This is a genomic window from Alteromonas sp. ASW11-130 (assembly GCF_026183735.1).
Lineage (GTDB): Bacteria > Pseudomonadota > Gammaproteobacteria > Enterobacterales > Alteromonadaceae > Alteromonas.
On record NZ_JAPFRE010000027.1, the window covers coordinates 41,359 to 68,081 of the forward strand.

Here is a 26,723-nt window from a genome sequence, read left to right on the forward strand (position 1 = left end):
CCTGATAACTATTCAAATGTAATCTTCCACACCGACTTTTCGCCAGCGCAGCTGTCAATTCAATTCTGTAATTCTAAACGGCGAACTTCATTGTTTGTTACGTCATATCGCAGGGTGTTCAAAAATGCTTTAGTACTGCATTTTTTACTACTTTGGCGCTTACATTTTTTAGGCTGGCCAACGCGAAAGAGCATGGTTTAACTTTTTTACAGTTTGTTCAACCGATTTTATCTTCTTTTTAACTTCTGAAAATAAAACAAGGAGATTATGGCATCAAACCTAGTAATTTAGCAAGAAAACACTTTTATCTTTCCACTATTTAACTTAATTAAGGGGCTCTATTCGCATTTCCACTAGCATTTTTTCCATTAGAACCAGAAAATATGACGCAATCCCATTTAATTTTTTATTTTCAATAGTGTTGTATTGACCGAATGCAGTATACTGCGCGACATGAATACAGAAGTGAATAATTCCGTTCGATTTATTGAGGTTGACGAAGAGTACGCCGGTCAACGTATTGATAATTTTTTGAAAACGCAGCTTAAAGGTGTACCTAAAAGCCTGATTTACCGCATCCTGCGTAAAGGAGAGGTGCGGGTAAATAAAGGGCGTGTCAAGCCAGAATATAAATTGTGTCCGCAAGATGTGGTGCGTGTACCGCCTGTCAGAGTTTCAGAAGGCACGCCAACGCCCTCTCCGAAATTGCAAAAAGTAGCAGAGTTAGAATCGCAAATTTTGTTTGAAGATGATCGCTTATTGGTTATTAATAAAGCTTCAGGTACTGCTGTACACGGTGGGAGTGGCTTAAGCTTTGGCTTGATTGAAGGCTTGCGGGCTTTACGTCCACAAGCGAAATTTTTAGAGTTGGTTCACCGTTTGGACCGAGATACTTCAGGTTGTATCCTGATTGCGAAACGACGGTCAGCACTACGTCATATGCATGAACAGTTACGCAATGGACAAATGGATAAGCGTTATCAGGCACTTGTGATGGGGAGTTGGCCTGCGTCCCGCTTTAAAGTTAAAGCACCATTGCAAAAAAATGTTTTGCAATCGGGTGAGCGAATGGTCAATGTCAGTGAACAGGGAAAACCTTCAGAAACGCGCTATCGCATTTTGCAGCAATTCGATAACGCGACACTAGTTGAAGCCTCACCGATAACAGGTCGTACACACCAAATCAGGGTTCACTGCCAACATGCTGGCCACCCTATAGCGTGCGATCCTAAATATGGTGACGCACAATTTGATGCTTTTGTTCAAGCAAAAGGATTACGTCGACTATTTTTGCACGCAGCAAAGATAAGTCTATTTCACCCCAAAACAGAACAGCCTATTTCCTTTGAAGCACCTTTAGACGATCAACTAAAAAATATTTTAAGGCAGTTAGCATGAAGCAGTACGAACTTATAATTTTCGATTGGGATGGAACCCTGATGGACTCTGCTGCCAAAATTGTCAGCTGTATGCAAATTGCCGCCAAGCAGTGCGATATGCCAGTGCCTAGTTTTGAACAAGTTAGTCATATTATAGGAATTAGTTTAAAACCTGCAATTAAGCAACTGTTCCAAATTAACGATGATGGGTTGGTCGAAAGCTTAAAACAAGCTTATAAAGTGGCGTATCTTCAACAGGATACTACCCCGTGTCCCTTATTTAATGGAACCGAAGCGATGCTTACCCAATTAAAAGCGAGCGATATAATGTTGGGAGTGGCGACGGGTAAAGCCCGCCGAGGACTGGAAAGAGCTTGGAAAAATACAGGTACAGGACATTTTTTTACCGTCTCCCGGTGTGCTGATGAAGCAGACTCTAAACCCTCACCTGATATGTTAATGCAAATACTCGAAGAAACTGCGATTGGTGCGGATAGGGCGCTGATGGTAGGTGATACCACTTACGATATGGCTATGGCCCAAGCCATAGGTATGGATCGGGTAGGGGTCTCTTATGGGGTGCATGCACCGGTTAATTTACAAGCCCACAACCCCCTTAAAATTGTACACAATATTGCCGAGCTTAACGCGTTTATATTACCTCATACTCAGGCTTTTGTCTGAGTAGCGAGCGCAAGTAAATCAATATCAAACTCTGCCAACATCTCCCGCAGCAAAATTAGAGGCATACCAATAAGCGCATTTGGATCGCGTGAGCTGAGACGTTCAAACAATAATATCCCTCTGCCTTCTGCTTTGAAGCTACCAGCACAATCATAGGGCTGTTCACTTCGAAGATAACTGACTATATCTTTTTCATCTAACCGCCTGAACTTTACCTTGGTAACTTCAGTTCTCACAATGCTTCTATTGATTTCAGCGCAATATAGGCAGACGGCACTGAAAAACGTCACCGTTTTTCCCTGACAATAGGTAAGTTGCTGTTTAGCCTTATCAAAATTTCCAGCTTTACCAAGTATAAGTTGATTGCCATTAATATCCACAGACGCGGTTTGGTCGCTTCCTATAATTATTGAGCTAGGGTATTGGTCAGCCACTTTTTGTGCTTTAGCTTTAGCCAGCCTTTCAGCTAACGATTTTGCTGATTCAGATGATGAAGACGATTCATCGATATCAGGAGCGGCTGATTTTATGCGTAGCCCCAACGCAGACAGTTGTTGTTGTCGATAAGCTGAAGAGCTTGCTAATATAATTGGTTGAGACATAAAATTTATTTATTTTTAACAAGTTATGGGTGTTAAAGGGGCAAACGTAATGCGTTTGTAGTCAATTTGCAAAACTATACGCCGAATTGCTGTTCAAAAAATGATTCGTAAACGTCAACAAACCTTTGACATAAAACGGTTGACTCTATATTATGCGCGCCCTATGCAGAAAGTGAAATTACCGCAATCAGTCGATCCGTTCAAGAGTGCAATGAAACGCTCTGATTATCAGGGTATTCTTGCATCCAAAGATATGGCGAGGCTGCTCGATGCAGTTGTTTCGTGTGAAGATGCAATTGAAGTGGATGTACAGTTCGAAAAAGACGCGCAGGGTCTTACTGTTTTTCACGGCAATTTATCAACACAGGTATCACTTATCTGTCAGCGGTGTAATGGTGAGTTTACTTACCCGCTTCATGTGAAATTCTGTTTTAGCCCAGTGCAGGGGCCAGAAGATACTGAAGTATTACCCGAAGCTTACGATCCGGTAGAGGTCAACGACCACGGAGAAGTTAATTTACTTCAATTATTTGAAGACGAATTGATTTTATCATTACCCTTAGTAGCCCTTCATGCAGAGAAGGATTGCCCGGTGGGTGAAGATGATATGCAATTTGGCAAACTTTCACCGGAACAAGAGCGCCCAAACCCTTTCGCGGTTTTGAAAGAACTTAAGCGAGACCAGGAGTAAGTTATGGCAGTACAACAAAATCGTAAAACGCGTGCTAAGCGCGGCATGCGTCGCTCACACGATGCATTGACAGGCGCGACTTTGTCTGTCGATTCAACGTCGGGTGAAACACACCGTCGTCACCACGTAACCGTTGATGGTTACTATAAAGGCAAAAAGGTCATCGATCGCTAAGCGACCGGTATACAATTTTGTCTAAACTAACCATTGCGTTAGATATCATGGGGGGCGATCATGGTCCCCCAGTTACTCTACCTGCAGCCATCAAGGCTATTCAGCAGCATCCTGATTTTTATTTTATCCTATGTGGCAAAGAATCTGTCATTACACCTTCGTTGCACGCACTTACGCCTAAACAACGCCAACGGTTGACTGTTGAGCACTGCGAGCAAGTAGTTGAAATGGGTGAGTCGCCTACTTCAGCTTTGCGTACAAAAAAAAGCTCATCTATGCGCAAGATTATCGAATTGGTTAATGAAGGTGTGGCTGATGCTTGCGTAAGCGCGGGCAATACAGGAGCCTTGTTAACGTTAGCTTTCTATATATTAAAAACATTACCAGGGATAGACAGGCCCGCGTTGATTTCGATGATGCCCACCGCTGAACATCACAAAGTCTTTTTGCTCGACTTAGGTGCTAATGTTAACTGTACATCTGAAACATTGTTTCAATATGGCGTGATGGGTTCTGTGCTTGCCGAACAAATTAGTGGTATAGCCAGACCTAGAGTGGCCTTGTTAAATGTAGGTGAAGAAGATATAAAGGGTAATGCCCAGGTCAAACACGCAGACCAGTTATTTAAGGACGCAGCCGAACTTAACTATATTGGTTATGTCGAAGGTGATGATATTTTCACCGATAATGCTGATGTGGTGGTCACTGATGGCTTTACCGGAAACGTAGCATTGAAATCCAGTGAAGGGTTAGCGAAACTTGTTATAAGCGAGCTACGGCAACAGTCTCAGGCTAATGTGTTCACACGCTTAATGGCGAAAATTGCCTTACCGTTACTAAAATCTATCTATAATAGGGTGAACCCCGACCAGTATAACGGCGCCAGTTTGATAGGATTGCGCGGAATTGTTGTAAAGAGTCACGGTAATGCCTCTTCAGACGCTTTCTACTATGCGATTTTAGAAGCAATGCAGGAAGCCAGAATGGGTGTTCCAGAAAAAATAAAAAACAAAATAGAAACCGTTTTGTTGGAGCAGCTTTGAGCAAATTTTCCCGATTTATTGGAACCGGTAGTTATTATCCCAGCAACGTAAGAACTAATGCTGATCTTGAATTAATGGTAGATACCAGCGACAAGTGGATAACTGACCGTACCGGCATTAAAGAACGTCGTATCATTAGTGCAGATGAAACTGCTGCAACTATGGGTGCCGAGGCCAGCAAAAAGGCCATAGAGGCAGCTGATATCGATCCAAAATCGATTGATATGATTGTTTGTGCTACTACGAGTGGCCGCTATGCGCTACCTTCGAGCGCATGCGAAATTCAGCAAATCCTAGGACTTGATGGAATTCCGGCGTTTGACGTTGCCGCCGCTTGTGCGGGTTATTGCTATGCACTGAGTGTCGCAGATCAATATATCAAATCCGGGATGGCTAAGCGCATTTTAGTGGTGGGTACAGATTGTCTGAGCCGTTTGGTGGATCCCTCTGACCGCACAATGGTGATTTTATTTGGTGATGCCGCAGGGGCGACAATTATTGAGGCCAGCGACCAACCAGGTATTTTATCAACGCATATTCATGCCGCCGGCTCTTATGGCAACCTATTGTATGTTGGCAACCCTACTCGTGGCGATGAAAAATCTATCCATGAAAACTGGGGGGTAATGAAAGGCAATGAAGTATTTAAGGTGGCTGTCAACAAATTGTCTGAAGTAGTTGAAGAGACGTTGGCCGCGAACAATATGGCAAAGTCTGATTTAGACTGGCTCGTACCGCATCAAGCCAACTTTAGAATCATAAAAGCGACCGCTAAAAAGTTGGATATGTCTTTAGATCAAGTTGTTCTTACTCTGGAAAAGTATGGCAATACTTCCGCTGCAACTGTTCCTACAGCGCTAGATACGGCAATTAGAGACGGCCGCATAAAGCGTGGGCAACATCTGTTACTTGAAGCATTTGGCGGAGGTTTCGCCTGGGCTTCTGCACTTGTACGGTATTAATTTATCAGTTTTCGGTAAGGAATAATTATGACCATGACCGCATGCGTGTTCCCCGGACAGGGATCGCAATCAAAAGGTATGCTTAGTGATCTGGCCCAAGCACATTCTGTTGTAAAGGATACATTTAATCAAGCGTCTGAAGTGCTTGGTTACGATTTATGGGCAACGGTTCAGGAAGACGCAGAACATAAACTTGATGAAACACAAGTCACTCAGCCTGCTATTCTGACGGCAAGTGTTGCCGTATGGCGGACAATAAATCCAGATTTATCTCAGTTTAAATTTTTAGCCGGACATAGTTTAGGCGAATATTCTGCATTGGTTTGTTCTGGGGCGATGGAATTTGAAGATGCAGTTAAACTTGTTGAAATGCGTGGAAACTACATGCAACAAGCCGTTCCGGCTGGGACCGGAGCTATGTACGCCATTATTGGACTGGACGATGACAAGATTGCACAGATATGTCAGCAGATCGCTTCTGAGACGGGCAATATTATATCGCCAGTTAATTTTAACTCACCTGGTCAGGTAGTGATAGCCGGTGAAAAAAGCGCCGCTGAACTCGCCGGAAATGCCTGTAAAGAAGCTGGCGCCAAACGCGCTTTACCCTTAGCCGTAAGCGTGCCTTCTCATTGTGATTTGATGCGTCCGGCTGCTGAAAAACTTGAACAGGCGCTGCAAACCACTGAGATTAAAACGCCCAAAATTGCGGTTATCAATAATGTAGATGTAGTTATAGAGACGCAACCAGATGCTATTAAAAATGCCTTAGTTCGACAATTGTATTGCCCAGTCCAGTGGACACGTACGGTGAAGTACATGGCATCAAATGGGGTGGCTAAGCTGTTGGAAGTAGGGCCAGGCAAAGTGCTAACTGGTTTAACTAAGCGTATCGATAAATCTTTGGAAGCTACGGCTATCAATACACCTGAATTAATTGCAGAACTGTAAATTAAAAGGTTAATAAACACTTATGCATAATCAACTTAATGATAAAGTAGTGCTCGTGACTGGGGCATCCCGGGGAATTGGCAAAGCGATTGCTCAGCAGCTTGCGAATGACGGTGCTAAGGTAATTGGCACGGCCACTTCACAGTCTGGCGCAGACGCAATTTCAGATTATTTAGGCGCGTCCGGTGGTAAAGGTATAATGCTAAACGTGACTGACAAATCTTCAATCAATGATGGATTAAAAGCTATCAATGATGAATTTGGCAGTATTGATATTTTAGTTAATAATGCAGGCATCACCCGCGATAATCTTTTAATGCGTATGAAAGATGAAGAGTGGAGTGATATTCTAGATACCAACCTGACTTCTATCTTTTTACTGTCAAAAGCGGTACTACGTGGCATGATGAAAAAACGCTTTGGACGTATCGTTAACGTGGGTTCAGTAGTGGGCAGTACGGGTAATCCTGGGCAAGCTAATTATGCTGCAGCAAAAGCTGGCGTGGTGGGTTTTACAAAATCTATGGCACGTGAGGTGGCTTCTCGTGGTATTACTATTAATGTGGTCGCTCCGGGATTTATTGACACGGATATGACGAAATCATTGACAGATGAGCAAAGAGAAGCGATCTTTAAGGACATTCCTGCAAATAGGCTAGGGAAGCCAGAAGAAATTGCTGCGACAGTTGCTTTTTTAGTGAGCGAAGGTGCAGCATATATATCAGGTGAAACTATTCATGTGAATGGTGGCATGTTTATGAGTTAATTGCGTTATTACGCAAGTAATTCCTATTGTGAACAATTACTTAAGGCGCTTGCGCATTAATTAGTTGTTTATTAGACTTTGGTAGATCGCTGGTTTGACCAGAAAAGAAGTTTCAACTGGGACTTGCAAGCTGATACCTTGCAAAATAAACTAGCGAAAATTTTATATCTAGTGACGTTAAGGGAAACCTAGAATTATGAGTAACATTGAAGAGCGCGTTAAAAAGATCATCGTTGAGCAGCTTGGCGTGAAAGAAGAAGAAGTAAAACCTGAAGCCTCATTTGTAGATGACTTGGGCGCAGATTCACTTGACACTGTAGAGCTGGTAATGGCGCTGGAAGAAGAGTTTGATACTGAGATTCCAGATGAAGAAGCTGAGAAAATAACTACAGTTCAGTCTGCAATAGATTACATTAACGCGAATAAAGACGCGTAAAGCGATCTAGAAAAGCGGCTCTTTCGAGCCGTTTTCTGTTTTTACCTACCTTAGTTCCAATGCGAGGGCTTTTTGTGACAAAACGTCGCGTAGTGGTTACTGGTCTTGGCATGTTATCTCCACTGGGTCAGTCTGTTGACGAGACTTGGCAGCGTTTGCTTGCGGGCGAAAGTGGTATTGGAGATATCACTCTTTTTGATTGTAGTAACTATTCAACCCGATTTGCCGGTGAGGTCAATAACTTTGACCCGCAGGATTATATCGATAAGAAAGACACAAAGAAGATGGACCGGTTTATTCAGTTTGGCGTAGCTGCAGGCAAGCAAGCGTTAGCTCATTCTGGGTTGGTCGTGAATGAAAAAAATGCTCACCGTGTCGGTGTGGCTATTGGTTCAGGTATTGGTGGTTTGGAAATGATCGAAGCGAATCATGCTAAGTTGCTTAATAGCGGACCAAAGCGCGTTTCACCCTTCTTTGTACCATCAACTATTACCAATATGATTTCAGGCTTTTTGTCTATAATAGAAGGCTTGAAAGGTCCAAACCTTAATATTGTTACCGCCTGTACAACGGGTGTCCATAATATTGGTGTGGCCGCACGTACCATCGCCTATGGGGATGCTGATGCAATGTTAGCTGGAGGTGCAGAAGCGTCCATTACACCTTTAGGAATATCTGGTTTCGCAGCCGCACGGGCATTGTCCGATCGTAACGATAACCCGCAAGCGGCAAGTCGGCCTTGGGATAAAGATCGCGATGGTTTCGTTATGGGTGAAGGCGCTGGCGTAGTCATGTTAGAAGAATATGAAGCGGCAGTGGAACGAGGTGCAACCATTTATGCAGAGCTTGTTGGCTTTGGTATGAGTGGCGATGCTCACCATATGACCTCTCCACCAGAAAATGGCGAAGGTGCCGCCGCATCAATGGAAAATGCAATAAAAGACGCAGCAATATCCGTTGATAAAATTGGCTATATCAATGCGCATGGCACCTCTACACCGGCTGGAGACATTGCTGAAGTAGCGGCAGTTAAACGCGTGTTTGGGGATGCTGCAAAGCAGTTGTTAGTCAGTTCAACAAAATCGATGACAGGGCATTTGCTCGGTGCTGCTGGGGCAGTAGAAGCTATATTCACCGTGGCTGCATTGAAAGATAAAATGGCACCACCTACTATCAATCTTGATAGCCCGGATGAAGGTTGTGACTTGGATTTTGTAGCCCATAAAGCGAAGCCGTTCACTCAAGATTATGCGTTATGTAATTCTTTTGGGTTTGGTGGCACTAACGGCTCACTGATATTCCGTCGCATTGACTGATCTGCTTAAGAGATAGCGTTTGCTATCTCTTTCCTATTTATTCACATGAAAAATAAGCAAACTTCGCTATCGCGCTGATTTGTTCCCTCATCCTTGATATACTGCAGAGCTGATTTTCACGCATCTGAATTAACCTAATTTCATGTTTACTATTAATGACCGAGCCAGTAACTATGGTGATGGTATATTTACTACTATGTTGGTCGAAAATGGCGCCATCGCGTTGTTTGAGCGACACATTTCGCGATTATTGATGGATAGTGAAAGATTAAGTATTTGTGTCGATGAGCAACTATTACGCAATGCAATAGCGCATGAAGTTCAGGTAGGTAAGAGCGGGGTCCTTAAGCTGTTAATAAGTAGTGGTGAAGGTGGGCGTGGCTATACCCGTGATAAAAATAAACACCCAAAACTTTATTTCTCATGGCACGACGTTCCTGACCGTTATGCAAGTTGGCAGCGCAAAGGCGTTGATATTGGCGTAAGCCACGTACAATTAGCCCGTCAGCCGCTTTTGGCCGGATGTAAGCATCTAAATCGATTAGAACAAGTAATGATAAAACAATCGCTCGCTGCCTCGCCTTTCGACGATGTGGTGGTTTGCGATTCTGATGAGATGGTAGTTGAGGCGAGCGCCGCCAATATTTTTTGGTTTTCTACTGGGTCGTGGTACACGCCCTCCGTAGAATCAAGTGGTGTAGCGGGAGTAATGAGAGGTTTTATGTTGGACTACTTTGCTCAGCACACTAGAAGCGTTTCGATATGCCAGCTACCAATCAGTAAGATAATTGATGCAGAAGCAGTTTTTATATGCAATGCGTTAATGAAGCTCGTTCCTGTGAACAAGCTTACGGTGGCTTCTGGGTCAACAGAATATGATTGTGCCCATGTCATTAATCTTCAACAAGCCATAGCTTTACCGTTTAAGGATGAATATGTCTCATTTGGTTAAAATAGTAGTCGGATTAATACTAATGACTGTTGCCACTGTATATTGGTGGCAACATGATTTAGAGAAAACGTTGAATGTTAGCGGTCCTGTATTGTATTCGGTAGAGCAAGGAAGTAGCGGTCATGCGCTATTACGTGACCTCGAACAGCGAGGTTGGCTATTATCTCATCCCATTTCAGTCAAATTATGGTTAAAATTTGTTTATGACGGCCATTCGGCAAAAGCTGGCACCTACCAGCTAGATAGTCAAATGACCGTAGCGGAGGTATTCAAACTGTTTGCCAGTGGAGATGAATATCAGTTTTCCGTTCGTTTGGTAGAAGGGTTGACCTTTTCTCAGTGGTTGATGTCGCTCGAAACGCACGACCAAATTGAATATGACATAGACGAAAATACTGAACAAGCCTTAATTTCTAAGTGGCCCTGGCCACCTACAGGAGGGCTTGACAATCTTGAGGGGTTACTACTCGCAGACACATACTATTTTACCGCAGGTACGAAAGCGAGCGATATATTGATGCGGGCCATGATAGCAATGCAGTCGTATCTTGATAATGCCTGGAATAATAGAGCGCCGGGCTTGCCCTATAATACAGCTTACGAAGCGTTAATAATGGCTTCGATTGTAGAAAAAGAAACGGCAGTCGAATCGGAGCGTAAAGAAATTGCAGGTGTGTTTGTCAATAGGCTAGAAACAAACATGCGTTTGCAGACAGACCCAACCGTTATTTATGGTATTGGTCCTACCTTTGATGGTAACTTGACACGCAAACATCTTAAACAGCGGACTCCTTACAACACATACCGAATAAAAGGATTGCCGCCAACACCCATTGCTATGGCTGGAAAGCCGGCAATAGAAGCTGCACTGCATCCGAGGAAAACGAAAAACCTTTATTTTGTGGCAAAAGGGGATGGCTCACATCATTTCTCGGCAACGTTAGAAGAGCATAACGATGCCGTTTTTAAATACCAGATAAAAAGAAAAAAGCAGTAAATTATGATAGGTAAATTCATTGTAATAGAAGGGCTGGAAGGTGCAGGTAAGTCATCTGTCATCCGCTTGATAAGAAAAACATTAGCTGCACATAATATTGAGTCAATCAGTACCCGGGAGCCGGGGGGGACTCCTATGGCAGAAGCGATCCGAGACTGCGTCAAGCATGATTGGGAAGAAAATGTTGTCGTAGAAACTGAATTACTATTGATGTACGCCGCCCGTCTTCAACTGCTAATTAACACGATTAAGCCTGCTTTAGAGAAAAATGTATGGGTGGTCGGTGACCGTCATGATCTCTCTACCCAGGCATATCAAGGGGGCGGAAGGGGTGTTAGCGACGATGTCTTAGCATCGCTTCGTGAGATGACGCTTAAAAACTTCAATCCCGATTTAACCATATATATGGATGTTGAGCCTGAAGTGGGGTTAAAACGCGCGCGAGGTCGAGGCGAGTTGGACCGAATCGAAAAAGAAGGAATGGAATTCTTCAAACGTACCCGCAAGCGTTATCTAGATTTAGCTGGGAACGATCCCGCTATAATTATGGTTGATGCTAATCAAGAAATTGAGCTGGTGCACAAAAAAGTTAAAAACGTACTGTTGAGATATTTAAGCTGATGTTAGCCTGGTTGCTGCCCTATTATCATTCCATAGTGAGTAGACTTCGCACAAATAAGTTGCACCACGCTTTACTTTTGACAGGGGCCGAAGGTATTGGAAAACTGCAGTTGGCTCAGCAACTCGCCAACGTTATGCTATGCAAATCACCTGACAATATGCAACCATGCCAGGTATGCCAAAGTTGTAAGCTATTTGCAGCGAACACACATCCTGACTTTCATCTGCTTTCAAGTGAAAAACAAATTGGCGTAGATTCAGTGCGAGAGGCAATAAATAAGTTGAGTCGTACCTCGCAATTAAGTGGCAACAAAGTTCTTATTATTCCTGCCGCTGATACTATGACTGAGGCGGCAGCTAACGCGTTACTTAAAACGCTGGAAGAGCCCACAGCCAACACATATTTAGTTCTGGTCACGCATCAGTTATCCAGAATATTACCCACAATTTTAAGCCGTTGTGAAAAACATCCGCTTCCAAATCCCACAGTCGGTCAGAGTTTAGGATGGCTAAAACAACAAGGTATGGAAGAGGTCACAGTTGACCAATTACAAGCTTATGGCAATGCCCCGTTGAAAGTACATGCTAGCTTGTCGGAAGGGAAGGGAATTAACTACCCAAGCTTTGTAGCGGATTTAAAAAATATAATTGCGGGCGAGGCAGATGAAACTAAACTTGCGGCTGACTGGCAAGATGAAGCGAAACGTATTGTGGGATGGTGCCAGCACTATGTTCATCAGCAATATATTCAAAACCAAAATCAGTCTGCGCTATCAGTTTATAATGAATGCATTAAAGCGCACGTACATTTGCAAAATCCTGGCGTGAATAAAAAGTTAGTTTTAAGTAATTTGTTGGCTCAGTTTTCCTATTTAGATTTAAATTAAGTTTGGAGTTATTTTGTTCGTTGATTCACATTGTCATCTAGACAGATTAAAAGCCTCTAATACTACTCTACAAGAAACGGTAGAGTTTGCCCGACAGCGGGGTGTGCAGCATTTTCTATGCGTCTCAGTGTCGGTGCGAGAGTTTGATGAAATGCTGGCAAAGGTTCAGCAATTTGATGATGTATCTGTTTCATGTGGCGTGCATCCGCTACATCAAGAAGATGCCTGTACATATGAAGACCTTCTGACCAAAGCAAGTGACGCACGCGTGGTCGCGGTGGGAGAAACCGGCCTGGATTATTTTTATAGTGCCGACACACAGGAAGTACAGCGTGAATCATTTGTTACTCATATTAAAGTTGCTAATGAACTGAAAAAGCCTCTAATTATCCATACCCGTGATGCCAGAGAAGATACAATCCAATTATTGAAAGAGCATAAAGCGGAGCACACGCAAGGCGTTCTCCATTGCTTTACCGAGTCATTAGATATGGCCCAAGCGGCAATTGACCTCGGTTTTTACATTTCAATTTCGGGTATTGTCACGTTTAACTCCGCGACAGAATTACGTGAAGTTGTTAAACAGTTGCCACTAGACAAACTGCTAATTGAAACCGATTCGCCCTGGCTTGCACCTGTTCCGCACCGTGGCAAAGAAAATCAACCTGGATATGTGGTAGAGGTGGCAGAGTTTATTGCGCAGTTAAAAGGGGTGGATGTAGCAGAAGTGGCCCGGGCGACAACTGATAATTTTTATACTTTATTTTCATTAATTACCCGTGACCAAACACGATAGTTGGCAAGACAAACTCAATCATTCGATCGATAAAACGAAGAATGACCCGAGTTCTCGTTTTTTCCAATTAGCCACGGTAGATAAATTTGGCTGTCCGCATAATCGCACAGTAGTAATGCGTCATTTCCATTCAGAAAAGGGATTAATTGAAATAGTAAGTGACCGCCGTAGTGAAAAATTCGAACAGCTAAAATTTAATTCGTCCGTAGCAATTTGTTGGTATTTCTCCGAGACGCGAGAGCAATATCGTATGCAATGTCGAACTACTCTAACATGCGCTACTGCTGATAAAAGTAAACTTGCGCGAGAATGGAGCCTGCTGTCCCACGATTTGCAGGTTCAGTTTTTTGGTCCTCCACCTGGGTCTCCGCTTTCCTCCTACGGTGAATGGCGGAACCAAGATCGTGCTAATCCCCCAGCGAATTTTGCTATCGTAAATTTTTTCATTGAAACAGTTGATTATCTCAATGTCGCAGAAAGTCCCCACTTGCGAATGAAATTTTTTTCTGATCCACAAGCGCGGTGGCAAACAGAACAAATCACGCCTTAACCATCCTTTTGTTACCAGGTCTTAATGGGACTAAACGAGGTGAAAAACGTATGTATAATAAAGTTCGAGTATTATGGTAAATACGTTAGCGGACGCTTAAAATCCTATGAGATGCTTCGCTGGTTGAGACTTTTTAAAAGTAAATCAAATGTGCTAATTAGCTTTCATTAAGTATACACATCGACCTCAGACACTTTAGGAATAGGGCACGTCGTAGACTTCATCATTAACATACCCATTAGAACGAATCTGTAAAACCCCGTTAGAAGCTGTTGTTTTTTTTAGAACAAAAAGGAAATTTTTTAATTCAAAAACAACCCTTTATTTTGAAAATGGTGAGGAAACTCCATAATTGCTAACGCCCCGTTTACATGATTTAATGCGCGCCGTTACTTTGTAACATAATTATTAGAATAATGTAGTCTTGAGGAGTGGTATATGCAGTTAAGGACTTTTTTCGGGGTGGTGATAAGTGCTTCCTTTCTTTCAGCATGTGGTGGTGGTAGTGACGGCAATGACCCACAACCCATTGAAGCTCCACCACCAAACAATGCGCCTACGCTTGTGGTTGCAGACACGTCGGTGGCGGAAGGTGAATCAGTAGTAGTAGAAGCATCTGCAACCGATAGTGATGGCAGTATCGCATCATTTGAGTGGACCCAAAAATCAGGCCCAACGGTTGCTTTCGACAACGGCGATTCGACTATTACGTTTACCGCACCTGCTGTCCAGGAAGATACGGAGCTTACTTTTGAAGTGGTAGTCACTGATGATGATGGTGATTCAACCGAAGAGACAGTCACTGTCACAATCACAGCGAACATGCGCGAGATGGCAATATCTGGAAAAGTCACAGACGGCCCCATTGCCAATGCGAAGGTAGAAGTTACTATCAACGGTGAAACCTATACGACTACAGCCGACGCTAATGGCGACTACACCATCAATATTTCTGCCGATGATTCTTTGGACGATGCCCTTGTTACTATCATTGCAAAGGGGCCAGGCGAGAACAGTCCAGTGAAACTGGTTTCTCATTTAGATTCACTTACCAATCTGGTTAACGCTGCTGGGGATGACGGAACGCTTACTAAGGACGATTTATTCTCAGTGAATGTAACGAATGTGACAACTGCGCAAGCCGCTTTGATGGAGCAAGCTCATGGTGGGAAAATTACTGATGTTGCATCATTAGAGGACGCGCTAAAAGATTATGACGATAGTTTGCTACTGACTTATGCGACAGCAATCAAACTCGTTATCGATTATTCAACTGCTTACCCTGAGCTGACTCTCCCCAGTGAATTAAGCGATACGCTTGCGCTAGTCACCGATCCGCAGGCTGCAGCTAACTACTTCAATAATGCCAAAAAAAGTGCTGCGGAAATTGTTGACCAAGCTCAAGATGAGATTATTGATGATCCAGAGTTGGTGAGTGCCGGCAATGATCGTATTCCGCTTGCTGATACTTATTATATCATTATGCCTGACGGCCAATTTGGCAAAGCACGTATTAGCCTAGATGAGAGCGGAACTGGCCACTTTTTAACCCATCAACACGAAATCGAGCTTTCATGGACACAATCGAGCACGGGGGTAGACGTTACATTCAGTAATAGCCCGGTACATGATTACTCTTCTCACGATGAGACATCCGGCAAAATGATTGAGACTCAGGAACAGCTTGTCAGTGCTAACATCAAATGGCTTAAGCAAACGGAAAAAGCGGACACAATAGTCTGGAATGAGACGTATCAGGTTGTTTACCCCAATGGTGAAAAAGCCCCTGAAACCAGAGAGTCTGAGCTTGTATTAAAAACCGTTAAATCTCGCGGCGTGCTAAACGCCAACGAAACCTTAAACGTAGGTACCTATTTCGTAGAATACTATAAGTATGCATCCATTGAGGTACGTAATGCATTTACCGGTGAAATTGCTTCAGAGCCAGCTTACGGTAGTTACGGAATAGCAGAGGTAGAGTTAAACGGGACGCTCAGTGATGGCGGAACTGCTAACATTATCATCAGTAATGTTGATGGTACCGGTCAAATTACTAAACAAAACCTGGCAGGCTCCTGGTCTATTTCTGAAGCGGGTTTCATTAATATTGCAACTAACGCAGATGACTATGTTTTTGATTTGGCGGTATTAAAAAGAAATGATGACGGTTTATTGTTTGTCAATAATAAACACAGTATTGACCGAGCTGGCAGCATTGGCGGTACATCGTCCACCGCGCTGGAAAAAAGCAGCATGTCACCATGGACCGAATCGCTGGCCCCGGGCATCTACAGCTTAAGTTGGGACCATTTTGCGCCTAATGACTATTATTGGGTAGAGGTTAATGCGGATGGGACTGCCCTTACCGTTGATGTATTTGACGAAAATGATAATGGTTCCATTGAGCCTGATGAAATAACAAAAATGCCAGGATTTTGGGCAATCCTGGATAATGGTGCGCAATTAAATATACGCCGATATAAAGACTGGACAGATTATTGTAAGCCGAGTCAGTACACGCCAGGTTTCAATGAAGAGTGTCAATTGCAACACGAACGTACCTGGTCATCTCCCCTCATCAGCGAAAATGCTGACGGGGAAACTGAGTACCACGTGGCCCACCTACATCGTTTTTATAAGAATTACTTCGCTGATTACGCAAACTGGACAGAGACAGCGGAAAATGTTTTATGGTCTGCCTCTTTTGACAATCGCCGCTTTATAAAGGTATCTGAGCGTCCGTTCGATATCGACGCGGTGCTAAATCCTTAAAGGAATATACCAGTTTGAAGCGTGTTGCAAAGGGAGTGGGTTGACATAACCGCTCCCTTTTTTCTTGGGCATGAAAGCTGACTCACAAATGGATCTATACAGTTATTGCTTGTATCTTTATTGCTGCCTCATTATTAGATATTCGTAACGCAACAATTCTAGGCAGTCACCTCACCGTTTTAATCCCGCAATCCACACAACCAAACGCGTAATAAAGTAATACCCGTTTAAGGTAAACGTAGTTTACGTTAAAAATATCGGACAAACACTTTACCTTAACCTTGGTTTAGGTTTTAGCATGTCTTCGAACTAGCTATCATTCGGAGAATAAAATGGTAAAACTTGAGCACCTTAATTTAATTGTAAAGGACATGGATAAAACACTTTCATTTTATCAAGCCGCTTTTCCGCACTGGAAAGTAAGAGGAGAAGGTGTGGGTGAATGGTATGGTACTGGTCGACGATGGTTGCACTTTGGCGACGACTATACGTATCTAACCTTCAACAATAACGGGCGTGGCATTAACAGAAATCTGCAAAGTAACGATATGGGCTTAGCTCATTTTGCATTTGTCACGGATAATATTGATGCGGTTATTAATCGATTACAAAAGTCAGGCTATTCGGTGGATAAAGCGGGTGCAAACGCCCGCTTTCGAAAGAATTGCTACTTCATCGATCCAAATGGGTATGAAGTCGAATTTGTAGAATACCTTTCGGACCTTCCCAATGAACGAAATTTGTATGAGAACAACTGATGAAGACTGCCATAATTCTGGGTTCAAGTCGTTCGAATGGAAACACCAATGCCTTTGCACGACAGGTTGAAAAACGAATTGGCGCCGATTTTTTTGACTTGGCAGACTATCAAATCGCGCCATTTGATTACCATAACAGCTATGAAGATGATTTTGCTGGTCTAATAGCCCAACTACTCAGGTACAAACAACTTATTTTTGCATCACCCGTTTACTGGTACGCTGCCAGTGCGCAAATGAAGGTGTTTCTGGATCGTCTGACTGATTTACTTAATTTTCACAAAGACGAAGGGAGGCAGCTTCGCGGCAAGCGGGTCGGCTTGTTAGCCACCGGGATAAAACCCATTGCGCCAAACTGTTTTGAACAAATGTTCAAGCTGACCTTCGAATATTTAGGAATGGAGTATAAAGGTATGGGGTATTGCTGTACGCGCGACACATTTGAACTAACAACTCATGGTGCCACAGTGAATGGTTTCGTGGATTCTATAGGGTACTAAACATCAAGACTGTGTTAGCTGGTACTGTATAAGCAGGAGCGTTGTCGGTTAATATTTGAAATAGTAAATTTCTGTTTTTCGCTGACCTAGCCAATTGTTTAGTTGGTTAGATAGGTTCCCACTTTCGTGAGAATGACAAAGAGAGGAATAGTTCGTTTTATAGGTTCCCACTTTCGTGAGAATGACGAAGAGAGGAATAGTTCGGTTTATCGGTTCCCACTTTCGTGAGAATGACGAAGAGAGGAATAGTTCGGTTTATCGGTTCCCACTTTCGTGAAAATGGCGAAGAGGGGAATAGTTCGGTTTATCGGTTCCCACTTTCGTGAGGATGACAAAGAGAGGAATAGTTCGTTTTATAGGTTCCCACTTTCGTGAGAATGACGAAGAGAGGAATAGTTCGGTTTATCGGTTCCCACTTTCGTGAAAATGGCGAAGAGGGGAATGGTTCCTTTTTAAAGGTTCCCACTTTCGTGAGAATGACAAAGAAAGGTACGGCCCGTTTGAAAGGTTCCCACTTTCGTGAGAATGACAAAGAGAGGAATGGTTCGGTTTATAGTTTCCCACTTTCGTGAGAATGACGGAGGATGAAGGAAGTGACAGACGACAAGAGGAATGAGCCAGGCAGGAAACGTGTTCCTCCCAATAGGCAGAGAACCTCTTCATAAGACTTAAAAAAGCACCAGATAAAACTCTGGTGCTTTTTTATCACTTAGCTGAATGAACCTACCAGCCGCACTGGCGTCCCTGGTTTTGTTCATCTAACCATTTTTTCAAAGGGGCGAAGTAAGTCTGAATTGTACTTGCGTCCATTTGCTTGGTACCCGTCAGTTTCTCAAGCGCATTCTGCCATGGCTCGCTCATGCCCATTTCAAGCATCTGGTTCAGCGCCTTACCTGCTTCTTTACTTCCATAGATAGAACAGCGGTGGAGTGGACCTTCATCCTGCGCGATATCACACAAGGCTTTATGGAACTGGAACTGCAAAATATGCGCTAAGAAATATCGCGTATAAGGAACGTTGGCAGGAACGTGGTATTTAGCACCTGGATCGAAAGCGTTTGCGTCACGCTCAACAGGAGCCATTACTCCTTGATATTTATTCCGTAATTCCCACCAAGCTTCATTATAGTTCTCAGGTGTAACTTCGCCAGAAAGCACTTTCCAACGCCATTGGTCTACCATCAGGCCAAACGGAATAAAAGCGATTTTATCTAAGGCAACCTGCATTAACATACCAATGTCATTTGATGCATCTGGGATGGTGTCAATCAGACCGATTTGTTTTAAATACTTGGGTGTAATAGAAAGGGCAATCGTATCCCCAATCGCTTCATGAAAGCCATCATTCGCCGAGTTGCGGTAAAGTAAGGGTTGGTCTTTGTAAGCGCGTTGATAGTAATTGTGCCCTAGCTCGTGGTGAATCACGTTGAATTCTTCACCCGTTTTCTGGATGCACATTTTGATTCGTAAATCATCTTTGTCATCCAGGTTCCAGGCGGAAGCATGACACTGTACATCACGTCCTTCTGGTTTCTGGAACATTGAACGCTCCCAGAATGTCTCTGGTAATTCTTCAAAACCCAATGATGAAAAGAATGATTCTGCCTGTTTCACCATTTTGATTTCATCATACTGCTGTGTTTTTAAAGCTTTTGTTACGTCGGGAACCTTCATCTCCTGCTCTGGCTTCACTAGCTCATAAACATTTCCCCACGTCTGTGCCCACATATTACCCAATAGATGAGCAGGGATAGGTTTATCTTGCGGCACGACATCTGTTCCATAATGCTCACCTAATTTAGCCCGCACGTGGCAATGCAGTGACTCATAGAACGGTTGAACCTGTCCCCATAAACGATCAAGCTCTTTTGGAAATTCGTCAGCAGGCATGTCATATTTACCTCGCCACAATTCACTAACGTTTTCAAAGCCCAGTTCTTTAGCACCTTCGTTAGCTATCGAAACTTGCTCGGCATAAAGCTCTTTCATGGTGACAGATACTTCACGCCAGCCTTTCCAGTATTCCAATAAAAGATCTTGATCCCGCGAGGTAGCCATTTCAGCAGTCATATCGACTAAGCTTTTACATTCTTTTTCACTCCGGCAGTATTCGCCCGCACCATACATTCCTTCTAATTTAGAATTTATTTCTGCCAGTCGTTCCGACTTTTTATCATCGGCTGGTGGGGGCATGGTTAAGCTATTTTTTAATAAGTTCAGCTTACGACGGGTATCAGCATCAACCTTTACATCGTTGAACTTTGCCGCTTCTTTGGCTAACTTAGCTACCTTGTTTGAAATCACTTCATTTAAATATGCACTGACCGCAGCGGTATCCATATTTATGTTGGTTGCGTAGCTCCACTGTGCATGTGCTGCGGGTGTTTGTATTTTCTCAATTTCAGCTTGGGCATTTTCTAAAAAACTGATGGCATCTGCGGGGGTAAGCTTTTTAGTGCTTGAATCACCCTGTGAAAAAACGCTAGCGGAAAATAAGCTTGCACCTGCCATTGCCGCAACGAGAGTCTTCTTACGAAAGATTTCCATAGACATTCCTTGAGTGTCGACTGTTATTTTTTAATTGAGTTGTTAGCAGCGGGTAAGCTGCCATAAGTCTTAACGTGATCGTCATTGCCTGTGAGGGCATCATATAGTGATTGATACTTTAATTGAATTGTTAGATTTTGGTAAGCAAAATAAGACGAAATGCTAATATCGACGCATGCAGCACTGTTTATATTTTTTTCCACTTTTGCAAACACATGAATCGTTTCTACCGATAGAGACTTTTCCACAATCCTGATGCAATTGCCCATCCAGATAGCGCCATTGACTTTTTTCTTGAATAAAACGAGAAGTTTCATGCAATAAAAATACAGTATTACGTTCTTTATACCAGGCTTTAAATTCCACCTGATCCACTTCTAAACCTGCGTGTGGAATGACATCAAGATATAACCAAGTTGTTAACTTTGCGGTTTCTGCTAAGTCATCTTCTGTTAAATCTGCACGTTTCGATTCGACGTAGGTATTCAGTACATAGTAATAGTTTTTTGTGCAATAAGCGGAATAGCGCGACCGCATAAGTGCTTCAGCTGTACTGGCAACCTGTTTACCTTCTAATAGGGGTTGGCAACACTGATTAAAATTTTTTCTACTGTTGCAATAACAGTCAGTAGCCATACTCATCTCCTACAAATCAGGTCAGGAGTTTAGCTGGACATTCTAATTAATCCAAGGCCCAACGCATACGTTCTGCAAACTTGGCGCCGTGAGCGCTTTTTCATTCTTAACATTCACTAACGTTACCGAATGCAAACTACACAGTTCTATTATTTGCTGCTGTTCGCTAAGGGGGAGCTGGAGATCTTCAACAAAAATAGTATTACACTGTCCGGCCACTATAAGCTTCTTTATCCAACTAGGTACCATCTCGCTATGGGGTTGCTGGATCCGAATTGCATGCGTGGCATCTTTCGTAAATGCCAGAGTTTTAGCTAATAAATATGACCATCCTTTAGGTTTACCACTACTAGGAACTTTCTTCGGTTGCGGTTGATAATCAATAGGCAAAGGCATTTGAAAAACGTTAGCAGTCATGGCAATTTCCTTGTTTATTTGTACAGTGTATGTATATACAGTATTTTAAAAAGAGTTCCTCTGCAAGCGTAATTTGAATTTTTTTACCTGACCGAATTGAAAAAGAAAACCTGAATGGTCTACTGCGGAAACGCCAACTCACTCACATGGTTAACGTATCAGTTTACTCTTCCTGAACAGGAGCAAGATAACGCTACTGATAGCCTATATTAACTCAGAATAGTCAATGGCCTTTAGCGACCCCCAGTGATGAATGAGTACCAGCAAAAGACAAAGATAAATAAAGCTGTTTAGTATTTGCCGCGTCTACCCATTTTGGGGGGCAGTGTCTCTCCTTAAAGGCCTACGGTCATCATGGTGAGCAGATGCATAACTTCATCAAGTCGCAATCCTTCTACGTATGGGTAATCTATGCCGCCCCCAACTAAGCGACTAAGCGACTCCCTCATTTGTGCCGGTCATTCAACGGTTTTAAATGCCAATTACTTAGCTTTAAACAAAGGGGAGCTTCTTTAAGCAAGGTGTTGAGTTCAAGCCCACCCCAAGGAATAACCATCGACCACGCTTCAACACAACGTTGTCGATAGATTCGTACTTCCAGCAGAAATTTGTGCAAGAGTTGCTGACGATCTCACTTTAACGGTTTTTCAACCAGGCCATTTACCGTTAATGACCACGTCGCGGTTTTAATTTAACAGCATATTCAGCAGGGGCGCTTTTCCCAGTGCCAAATTCAAAAAAATTATTGTATGAGGTGACTTTTTCGTAGGGTGTTATGGTCTCATGAGGGTGATAAATTTTGTTAGACGAAAAGTCGAGAGGTTGTCCTTTAAAACTACCCTCGTCATCGTCGTCAAACCAGCCAAAAACATTTGTCTAGTTTTATAACAAGCTATTTACGCCCACAAACTCCATGGCTTTAAGGTAGCGACGCAGATCCAGATATATAGATTCATCGGTCACATCATGCCCTGTTAGCCCCACCGATGGTCAAACCTTTTTGGCCATAAAAATCCTCGCATAGGGCTGGTTTTCGTATTAATAACTACGAATCAGACTCGGAGTAGGAGATCATTCTTTCACTTTATGGCGTTAATATCTCTTTCCCGCTTCCATGCTTAGGAATGAATAAGGTGGTATATAAGCGCGCAGCGAACTCGTCTGTCATTCCAGAAATGTAATCCGCAATGATGCGTTGTCCATTGTCGTGTTTTGCAGCCTCTCGCCAGCGTTGCCTGGTATTTTCGGGAAGTAGCCTTTCCGGATCTGAAGAAAAAGCTTCGAACAGTTCCATTACAATTTGCTGGCCTTTATATTCAAGTAACTGTACTTCGGGTTTTCGAATGACTTTTTCAAATACGAAGCGTTTGAACTGTCCCAGTGCTTTCAAATACGTTTCAGGCAGGTGGGCATTGTAAGCGAGTAACGGGTGCTCAAATTGTTCATTCTGGTGGACCTTAATGGCAGTAATAAAACAATTTACTAAGGCACCAATGGCGTTCTTACGTTCGTATTGATAGTTGCTAAAAAGTTTTTCAGCGAGAGCATGAATTTCAGTTGAAAGCCACGGAACGTGAAGGTCTTTTACTGGCTCAGCTATGCCTTCTATGAAGTCACGTAGGGTAATCATTTGCATTGCAATAGCATCTTCTAAGTCATGGATTCCATAGGCAATGTCATCGGCTAATTCCATGATCGAACAATCAAACGACTTAAAGCGGGTTTTGTGGTGACGATCTTCAAATTGGCTGTAACTCATAAAGGCCGTTTTATCTGCCTCGCTTATTGGTTCCAGTAACCACGTGAACAACTTTTCATCGCATCGGTATAAGCCTTTGGGGGGCATGCCATGTTCGGCCTTTACCTGACGTAAGGACGTCGGGCGCGCGGCTGACTGATGATGGGTCAGGTTGTCGATGAAATTCGGATATTTTATTAATCCTAATATACTGCGGCGACAAAGATTCATTCCGTGATGTTCGGTATAGGGTTCAAGACGCGTTACGATTCGAAATGTCTGTCCATTACCCTCAAATCCACCATGTTCCTGCATCATAAAATGAAGCGCAATTTCTCCGCCATGACCAAAAGGAGGGTGGCCGATATCATGTGCAAGGCATAGCGTTTCAATTAAATTACTATCAAGTTGGAGTTGTGTGGTTTCCGTGGGAAATTTTTTCTGTAACTGTGCAGCGATCCCGGTGCCGATTTGAGCAGCTTCAAGAGAGTGAGTAAGACGGGTACGATAAAAATCGCTAATCCCAACCCCCAAAACCTGCGTTTTTGCCTGTAGTCGTCGAAACGCAGCCGAATGAAGCACTCTGGCTTTATCGCGCTGAAATGGGTTGCGATGATCACCATCTCTATTTTGGCTGCGTGGTAGATGACGTTCTAACCAAGGGGACGCCCAATTATTATTTTCATCTTCGTCTATAAACATAGTTACAGCATCCTTTATTTTTCTTGATTAGTCGTATCGGCACTACGTTTCATAAATTCACTTTCATTCAGTGTAATTTCATCCAAACTTAGGGAAAAGCTCGGTACGTATTGGGTCAGAAAATAGTCCACCTCGGGTGAGTGATATTCCTTTAGCATTTTATCGAGCCGTTTCTTGGCCACCATAAACTCGCGGTTGCCCGCCGCCAACTCTTCCAACGTTTTTAAATAAGCACAAATTACATCGGCAGCTTTAACAACAAATGCTTCTTCTTCACTGTGATGCGCGCCATCAATCAGGCGCGCATAATCTTCTTTAAATGCTTCAGGTGCCATATCTATCAAGGCTTGCTCGGCAGCAGATTCAATTTTTTTGTATTCTTCTTTAATTGCTGGGTTAAAGTATTTAACTGGCGTGGGTAAATCACCTGTAAGCACTTCCGATACGTCATGAAACATTGCCAGTGTCGCAATTCGCTCAGGGTTTAGCTGACCTTCAAAAAAGCGGTTTTTAATTAACGCTAATGCATGGGCAACCATGGCAACTTGAAGGCTGTGTTCCTGTACGTTTTCAATCCTAACATTGCGCATTAATGGCCAGCGATGAATTAGTTTCATACGCGCCAGATGGGCAAAAAAATGACTGCCTTGTTCCAATGCTCTACACTCCAATTTGTTTGTAATGTCTAAAAAAATGCTGAATGCGCGTAAGTGCGGGAATCAGAATATCGCTGTGAGGTAAAAATACTAAGCGAAAGTAGGTACCCTGATGTAAGTTGAATGCTCGTCCATGTACTAGCAGAATTTTTTCTGAACTTAACAAATCTAACACCATTTGCTCGTCATTTTTGATAGAAAACTTTTTTTCATCTACTCGAGCGAAACAATACATCGCACCCATTGGTTTTACGCAGTGAACGCCGTCAATTTCATTTAACATGGTGCTAGCTAAATCCCGTTGGACCTTAAGCCTGCCTCCATCAATAATCAAATCATTGATACTTTGGTATCCACCTAATGCTGTCTGAATAGCAGTCTGGCAGGGGACATTGGCACACATCCTCATTGAACAAAGCATGTTGATACCGTCGATATAGTCTTTTGCTACGCGTTTATTTCCACTGACCACTAACCAACCTGCTCGGAAGCCTGCAACGCGATAGTTTTTAGACAAGCCGCCTAAGGTCACACAGAATATTTCATCTGATAATGAGGCGATACAGGTATGCTTAGCGTGGTCATAAAGAATCTTATCGTAAATTTCATCGCTGAAAACGATTAAATTATGTTGCTTTGCAAGTTCGACAACCTCTTCCAGTAACGTTCGGTCATATACTGCGCCAGTGGGGTTATTGGGGTTGATCAGTACAATTGCACGGGTTTTCTTGGTGAGCTTGCTTTTTATGTCTTCAATATCTGGAAACCAGTTTGCCTGCTCATCACAGACATAGTGGACAGGCGTGCCTGAAGATAGGCTTACGGCTGCCGTCCAAAGGGGGTAGTCAGGACTCGGTAACAATACTTCATCACCAGTGTTTAACAATGCTTGCATGGCAATCATGATCATTTCTGAAACGCCGTTGCCAATAAATACATCATCTACCCGTATGTCTTGAATGTCCATTTGCTGATAGTACTGCATCACAGCAACCCGGGCGGCATAAATACCTGCAGAATCCGAATAGCCCTGGGAGGTAGGCAGATTATGGATGACATCTCGTAAAATATCGTCGGGAGCGTCAAAACCAAAGGGGGCGGGGTTGCCGATATTCAACTTTAGAATACGATGACCTTCATCTTCCATTTTTCTAGCTTGAGCAGCAATGGGCCCACGAATGTCATAACAAACATTATCCAATTTATGAGAGCGAGCTACAGGTTTCATATTGTCCACTGATGAAGAAAAGTGATATCAGAGTATCGTAACGCACGGTGTAGTGTTAAGAACTATTTTTAAATGAAATAGTAATAATTCAACGCGTTTTCACCAAATTTATAAGAATTAAAACCTGGCATTCACCTCGTTAGCTTCACGTGAACATAGCCTACTGCAATAGTAGAAAAAATAGCGCCTTCTGCATCCGAATTATTTTTAAAAAGTTTATCTTTCATCACTCAAAATTTGGTATTTACAGCACCAACGAAATAATTGTTTACTCAATAAACATTCGGTTACAAAGTCGTTTTGTACTCAGCCTGAACTACGCTTATAAATATAGAAAGAGTGGGTGATAAAACTAAAATACTGTTTATAGAGAGGTGGTATGCCATTACCATTGATTTGGCTAGGAGCCGGTTTGGTTGCCGCTGCCGCAGGTGTGGAATTTGCCCGCGAGCAACAAAAAGCGTCCGGTGACGTGGGTGTTTTTCCTGGAGAGTGCGATAAAAAAGTCCTCCCCATAGACGGTGCCATTGTGTGTTGTGGTATCTATGGCGTTTTCCAACATACTGGCATATGGCTAGATGATAAAGTCGTGGAGTTAGCTGGTACAGGGTTAATTCGGGCGATTTCTCCTGCGCGTTTTTTAGCTAACCGTAGTGGGGACAAAATTTTCGTTGCCTGCGATGAAAGGCGCAATGTGCTGGCAAGTCCAGATATTATAACTCGTACAAGCGAAACGATTTTCCAGTATTCTAAATACGATTTGGTGGAAAATAACTGTCATCGCTATGTGAATAGATGTTTAACGGGTAAAAACCCGCCAATAGCACGGTTTGCGCAACTCAATGCAGCGATAGCGAGACATTATAAATCCCCTGTTAGATGGCAACAAACGGTAACAAGCACCTAAATTGATAATTAATCAATGTAAAAAGTTGAGAAGCCTGCGATCTCTGCCTATCGTA

27 protein-coding genes are annotated in these 26,723 nt (G+C 43.0%); 20 read left to right on the top strand and 7 right to left on the bottom strand.

The features are described 5' to 3' along the window. Positions 1–453: 453 nt before the first annotated feature. On the top strand, positions 454–1,398 hold the full coding sequence (rluC, locus tag OPS28_RS09330) for a 23S rRNA pseudouridine(955/2504/2580) synthase RluC (protein ID WP_265609186.1): 945 nt from the start codon (positions 454–456) through the stop codon (positions 1,396–1,398). Continuing rightward, positions 1,395–2,063, top strand: a complete 669-nt coding sequence (locus OPS28_RS09335) for an HAD-IA family hydrolase (RefSeq protein ID WP_265609187.1) — start codon at positions 1,395–1,397, stop codon at positions 2,061–2,063. The genes rluC and OPS28_RS09335 overlap by 4 nt, the downstream gene beginning before the upstream one ends. On the opposite strand, the gene OPS28_RS09340 is transcribed toward OPS28_RS09335, so the two are convergent. Next, complete coding sequence (locus OPS28_RS09340) at positions 2,048–2,665, bottom strand: Maf family protein (RefSeq protein WP_265609188.1); 618 nt, start codon at positions 2,663–2,665, stop codon at positions 2,048–2,050. The genes OPS28_RS09335 and OPS28_RS09340 overlap by 16 nt on opposite strands. Before the next feature lie 163 nt (positions 2,666–2,828). On the opposite strand from OPS28_RS09340, the gene yceD reads away from it, so the two are divergent. The 17 genes from yceD to OPS28_RS09425 all read left to right on the top strand — a co-directional run bounded on the left by yceD (position 2,829) and on the right by OPS28_RS09425 (position 17,837). Further along, entirely contained in the window at positions 2,829–3,356 is a 528-nt protein-coding gene (gene yceD, locus OPS28_RS09345; protein WP_265609189.1) for a 23S rRNA accumulation protein YceD, read from the top strand. 3 nt (positions 3,357–3,359) lie between these two features. Next, entirely contained in the window at positions 3,360–3,530 is a 171-nt protein-coding gene (gene rpmF / locus OPS28_RS09350) for a 50S ribosomal protein L32 (RefSeq protein WP_265609190.1), read from the top strand. Positions 3,531–3,547: 17 nt separating this feature from the next. Continuing rightward, complete coding sequence (gene plsX / locus OPS28_RS09355; RefSeq protein WP_265609191.1) at positions 3,548–4,573, top strand: phosphate acyltransferase PlsX; 1,026 nt, start codon at positions 3,548–3,550, stop codon at positions 4,571–4,573. After that, positions 4,570–5,535, top strand: coding sequence for a beta-ketoacyl-ACP synthase III (locus OPS28_RS09360; protein WP_265609192.1), 966 nt, complete (start codon positions 4,570–4,572; stop codon positions 5,533–5,535). The genes plsX and OPS28_RS09360 overlap by 4 nt, the downstream gene beginning before the upstream one ends. Before the next feature lie 27 nt (positions 5,536–5,562). Beyond that, positions 5,563–6,486, top strand: a complete 924-nt coding sequence (fabD, locus tag OPS28_RS09365) for an ACP S-malonyltransferase (protein ID WP_265609193.1) — start codon at positions 5,563–5,565, stop codon at positions 6,484–6,486. A gap of 22 nt (positions 6,487–6,508) precedes the next feature. Further along, positions 6,509–7,252, top strand: coding sequence for a 3-oxoacyl-ACP reductase FabG (fabG, locus tag OPS28_RS09370; protein WP_265609194.1), 744 nt, complete (start codon positions 6,509–6,511; stop codon positions 7,250–7,252). A gap of 196 nt (positions 7,253–7,448) precedes the next feature. Continuing rightward, positions 7,449–7,688, top strand: coding sequence for an acyl carrier protein (gene acpP / locus OPS28_RS09375; RefSeq protein WP_044056889.1), 240 nt, complete (start codon positions 7,449–7,451; stop codon positions 7,686–7,688). Positions 7,689–7,762: 74 nt separating this feature from the next. Next, positions 7,763–9,004 carry a beta-ketoacyl-ACP synthase II gene (fabF, locus tag OPS28_RS09380; protein WP_265609195.1) on the top strand — a complete coding sequence of 414 codons (1,242 nt, stop codon included), beginning with the start codon at positions 7,763–7,765 and terminating at the stop codon, positions 9,002–9,004. 142 nt (positions 9,005–9,146) lie between these two features. After that, positions 9,147–9,956, top strand: a complete 810-nt coding sequence (pabC, locus tag OPS28_RS09385; RefSeq protein WP_265609196.1) for an aminodeoxychorismate lyase — start codon at positions 9,147–9,149, stop codon at positions 9,954–9,956. Then, positions 9,940–10,953 carry an endolytic transglycosylase MltG gene (gene mltG / locus OPS28_RS09390; RefSeq protein ID WP_265609197.1) on the top strand — a complete coding sequence of 338 codons (1,014 nt, stop codon included), beginning with the start codon at positions 9,940–9,942 and terminating at the stop codon, positions 10,951–10,953. Before pabC ends, mltG begins: the two co-directional genes overlap by 17 nt. Positions 10,954–10,956: 3 nt before the next feature. Beyond that, the gene (gene tmk, locus OPS28_RS09395) at positions 10,957–11,574 is read left to right on the top strand and encodes a dTMP kinase (RefSeq protein WP_265609198.1); all 618 of its coding nucleotides are present in this window, start codon (positions 10,957–10,959) and stop codon (positions 11,572–11,574) included. A 35-nt stretch (positions 11,575–11,609) separates the two neighbouring features. Continuing rightward, a complete protein-coding gene (holB, locus tag OPS28_RS09400) occupies positions 11,610–12,461 on the top strand; it encodes a DNA polymerase III subunit delta' (protein ID WP_332017724.1) in 852 nt (283 codons plus the stop codon). A 13-nt stretch (positions 12,462–12,474) separates the two neighbouring features. Next, entirely contained in the window at positions 12,475–13,257 is a 783-nt protein-coding gene (locus OPS28_RS09405) for a TatD family hydrolase (protein ID WP_265609200.1), read from the top strand. Further along, positions 13,241–13,807, top strand: a complete 567-nt coding sequence (locus OPS28_RS09410; RefSeq protein ID WP_265609201.1) for a pyridoxamine 5'-phosphate oxidase family protein — start codon at positions 13,241–13,243, stop codon at positions 13,805–13,807. Before OPS28_RS09405 ends, OPS28_RS09410 begins: the two co-directional genes overlap by 17 nt. A gap of 438 nt (positions 13,808–14,245) precedes the next feature. Beyond that, entirely contained in the window at positions 14,246–16,579 is a 2,334-nt protein-coding gene (locus OPS28_RS09415) for a PKD domain-containing protein (protein WP_265609202.1), read from the top strand. A gap of 332 nt (positions 16,580–16,911) precedes the next feature. Beyond that, the gene (locus tag OPS28_RS09420; protein WP_265609203.1) at positions 16,912–17,337 is read left to right on the top strand and encodes a VOC family protein; all 426 of its coding nucleotides are present in this window, start codon (positions 16,912–16,914) and stop codon (positions 17,335–17,337) included. Then, positions 17,337–17,837 carry a flavodoxin family protein gene (locus tag OPS28_RS09425; RefSeq protein ID WP_265609204.1) on the top strand — a complete coding sequence of 167 codons (501 nt, stop codon included), beginning with the start codon at positions 17,337–17,339 and terminating at the stop codon, positions 17,835–17,837. Before OPS28_RS09420 ends, OPS28_RS09425 begins: the two co-directional genes overlap by 1 nt. Positions 17,838–18,560: 723 nt before the next feature. Here OPS28_RS09425 and OPS28_RS09430 read toward each other — a convergent pair. From OPS28_RS09430 to OPS28_RS09455, 6 genes are all read right to left on the bottom strand, one after another. Then, the gene (locus OPS28_RS09430; protein ID WP_442863982.1) at positions 18,561–20,390 is read right to left on the bottom strand and encodes a M2 family metallopeptidase; all 1,830 of its coding nucleotides are present in this window, start codon (positions 20,388–20,390) and stop codon (positions 18,561–18,563) included. A gap of 156 nt (positions 20,391–20,546) precedes the next feature. Continuing rightward, positions 20,547–21,020: a YchJ family protein gene (locus OPS28_RS09435; RefSeq protein ID WP_265609205.1), complete on the bottom strand. Its 474-nt coding sequence runs from the start codon at positions 21,018–21,020 to the stop codon at positions 20,547–20,549. A 42-nt stretch (positions 21,021–21,062) separates the two neighbouring features. Continuing rightward, positions 21,063–21,437, bottom strand: a complete 375-nt coding sequence (locus OPS28_RS09440; RefSeq protein WP_265609206.1) for a deoxyguanosinetriphosphate triphosphohydrolase — start codon at positions 21,435–21,437, stop codon at positions 21,063–21,065. Positions 21,438–22,521: 1,084 nt separating this feature from the next. Next, the gene (locus OPS28_RS09445; protein ID WP_265609207.1) at positions 22,522–23,877 is read right to left on the bottom strand and encodes an anti-phage deoxyguanosine triphosphatase; all 1,356 of its coding nucleotides are present in this window, start codon (positions 23,875–23,877) and stop codon (positions 22,522–22,524) included. A gap of 14 nt (positions 23,878–23,891) precedes the next feature. Then, positions 23,892–24,533, bottom strand: a complete 642-nt coding sequence (yfbR, locus tag OPS28_RS09450; RefSeq protein WP_265609208.1) for a 5'-deoxynucleotidase — start codon at positions 24,531–24,533, stop codon at positions 23,892–23,894. A gap of 4 nt (positions 24,534–24,537) precedes the next feature. Next, positions 24,538–25,761, bottom strand: a complete 1,224-nt coding sequence (locus tag OPS28_RS09455) for a pyridoxal phosphate-dependent aminotransferase (RefSeq protein ID WP_265609209.1) — start codon at positions 25,759–25,761, stop codon at positions 24,538–24,540. A 379-nt stretch (positions 25,762–26,140) separates the two neighbouring features. Here OPS28_RS09455 and OPS28_RS09460 point away from each other — a divergent pair, with 379 nt between their 5' ends. Beyond that, entirely contained in the window at positions 26,141–26,668 is a 528-nt protein-coding gene (locus OPS28_RS09460; protein WP_265609210.1) for a lecithin retinol acyltransferase family protein, read from the top strand. Positions 26,669–26,723 lie beyond the last annotated feature (55 nt).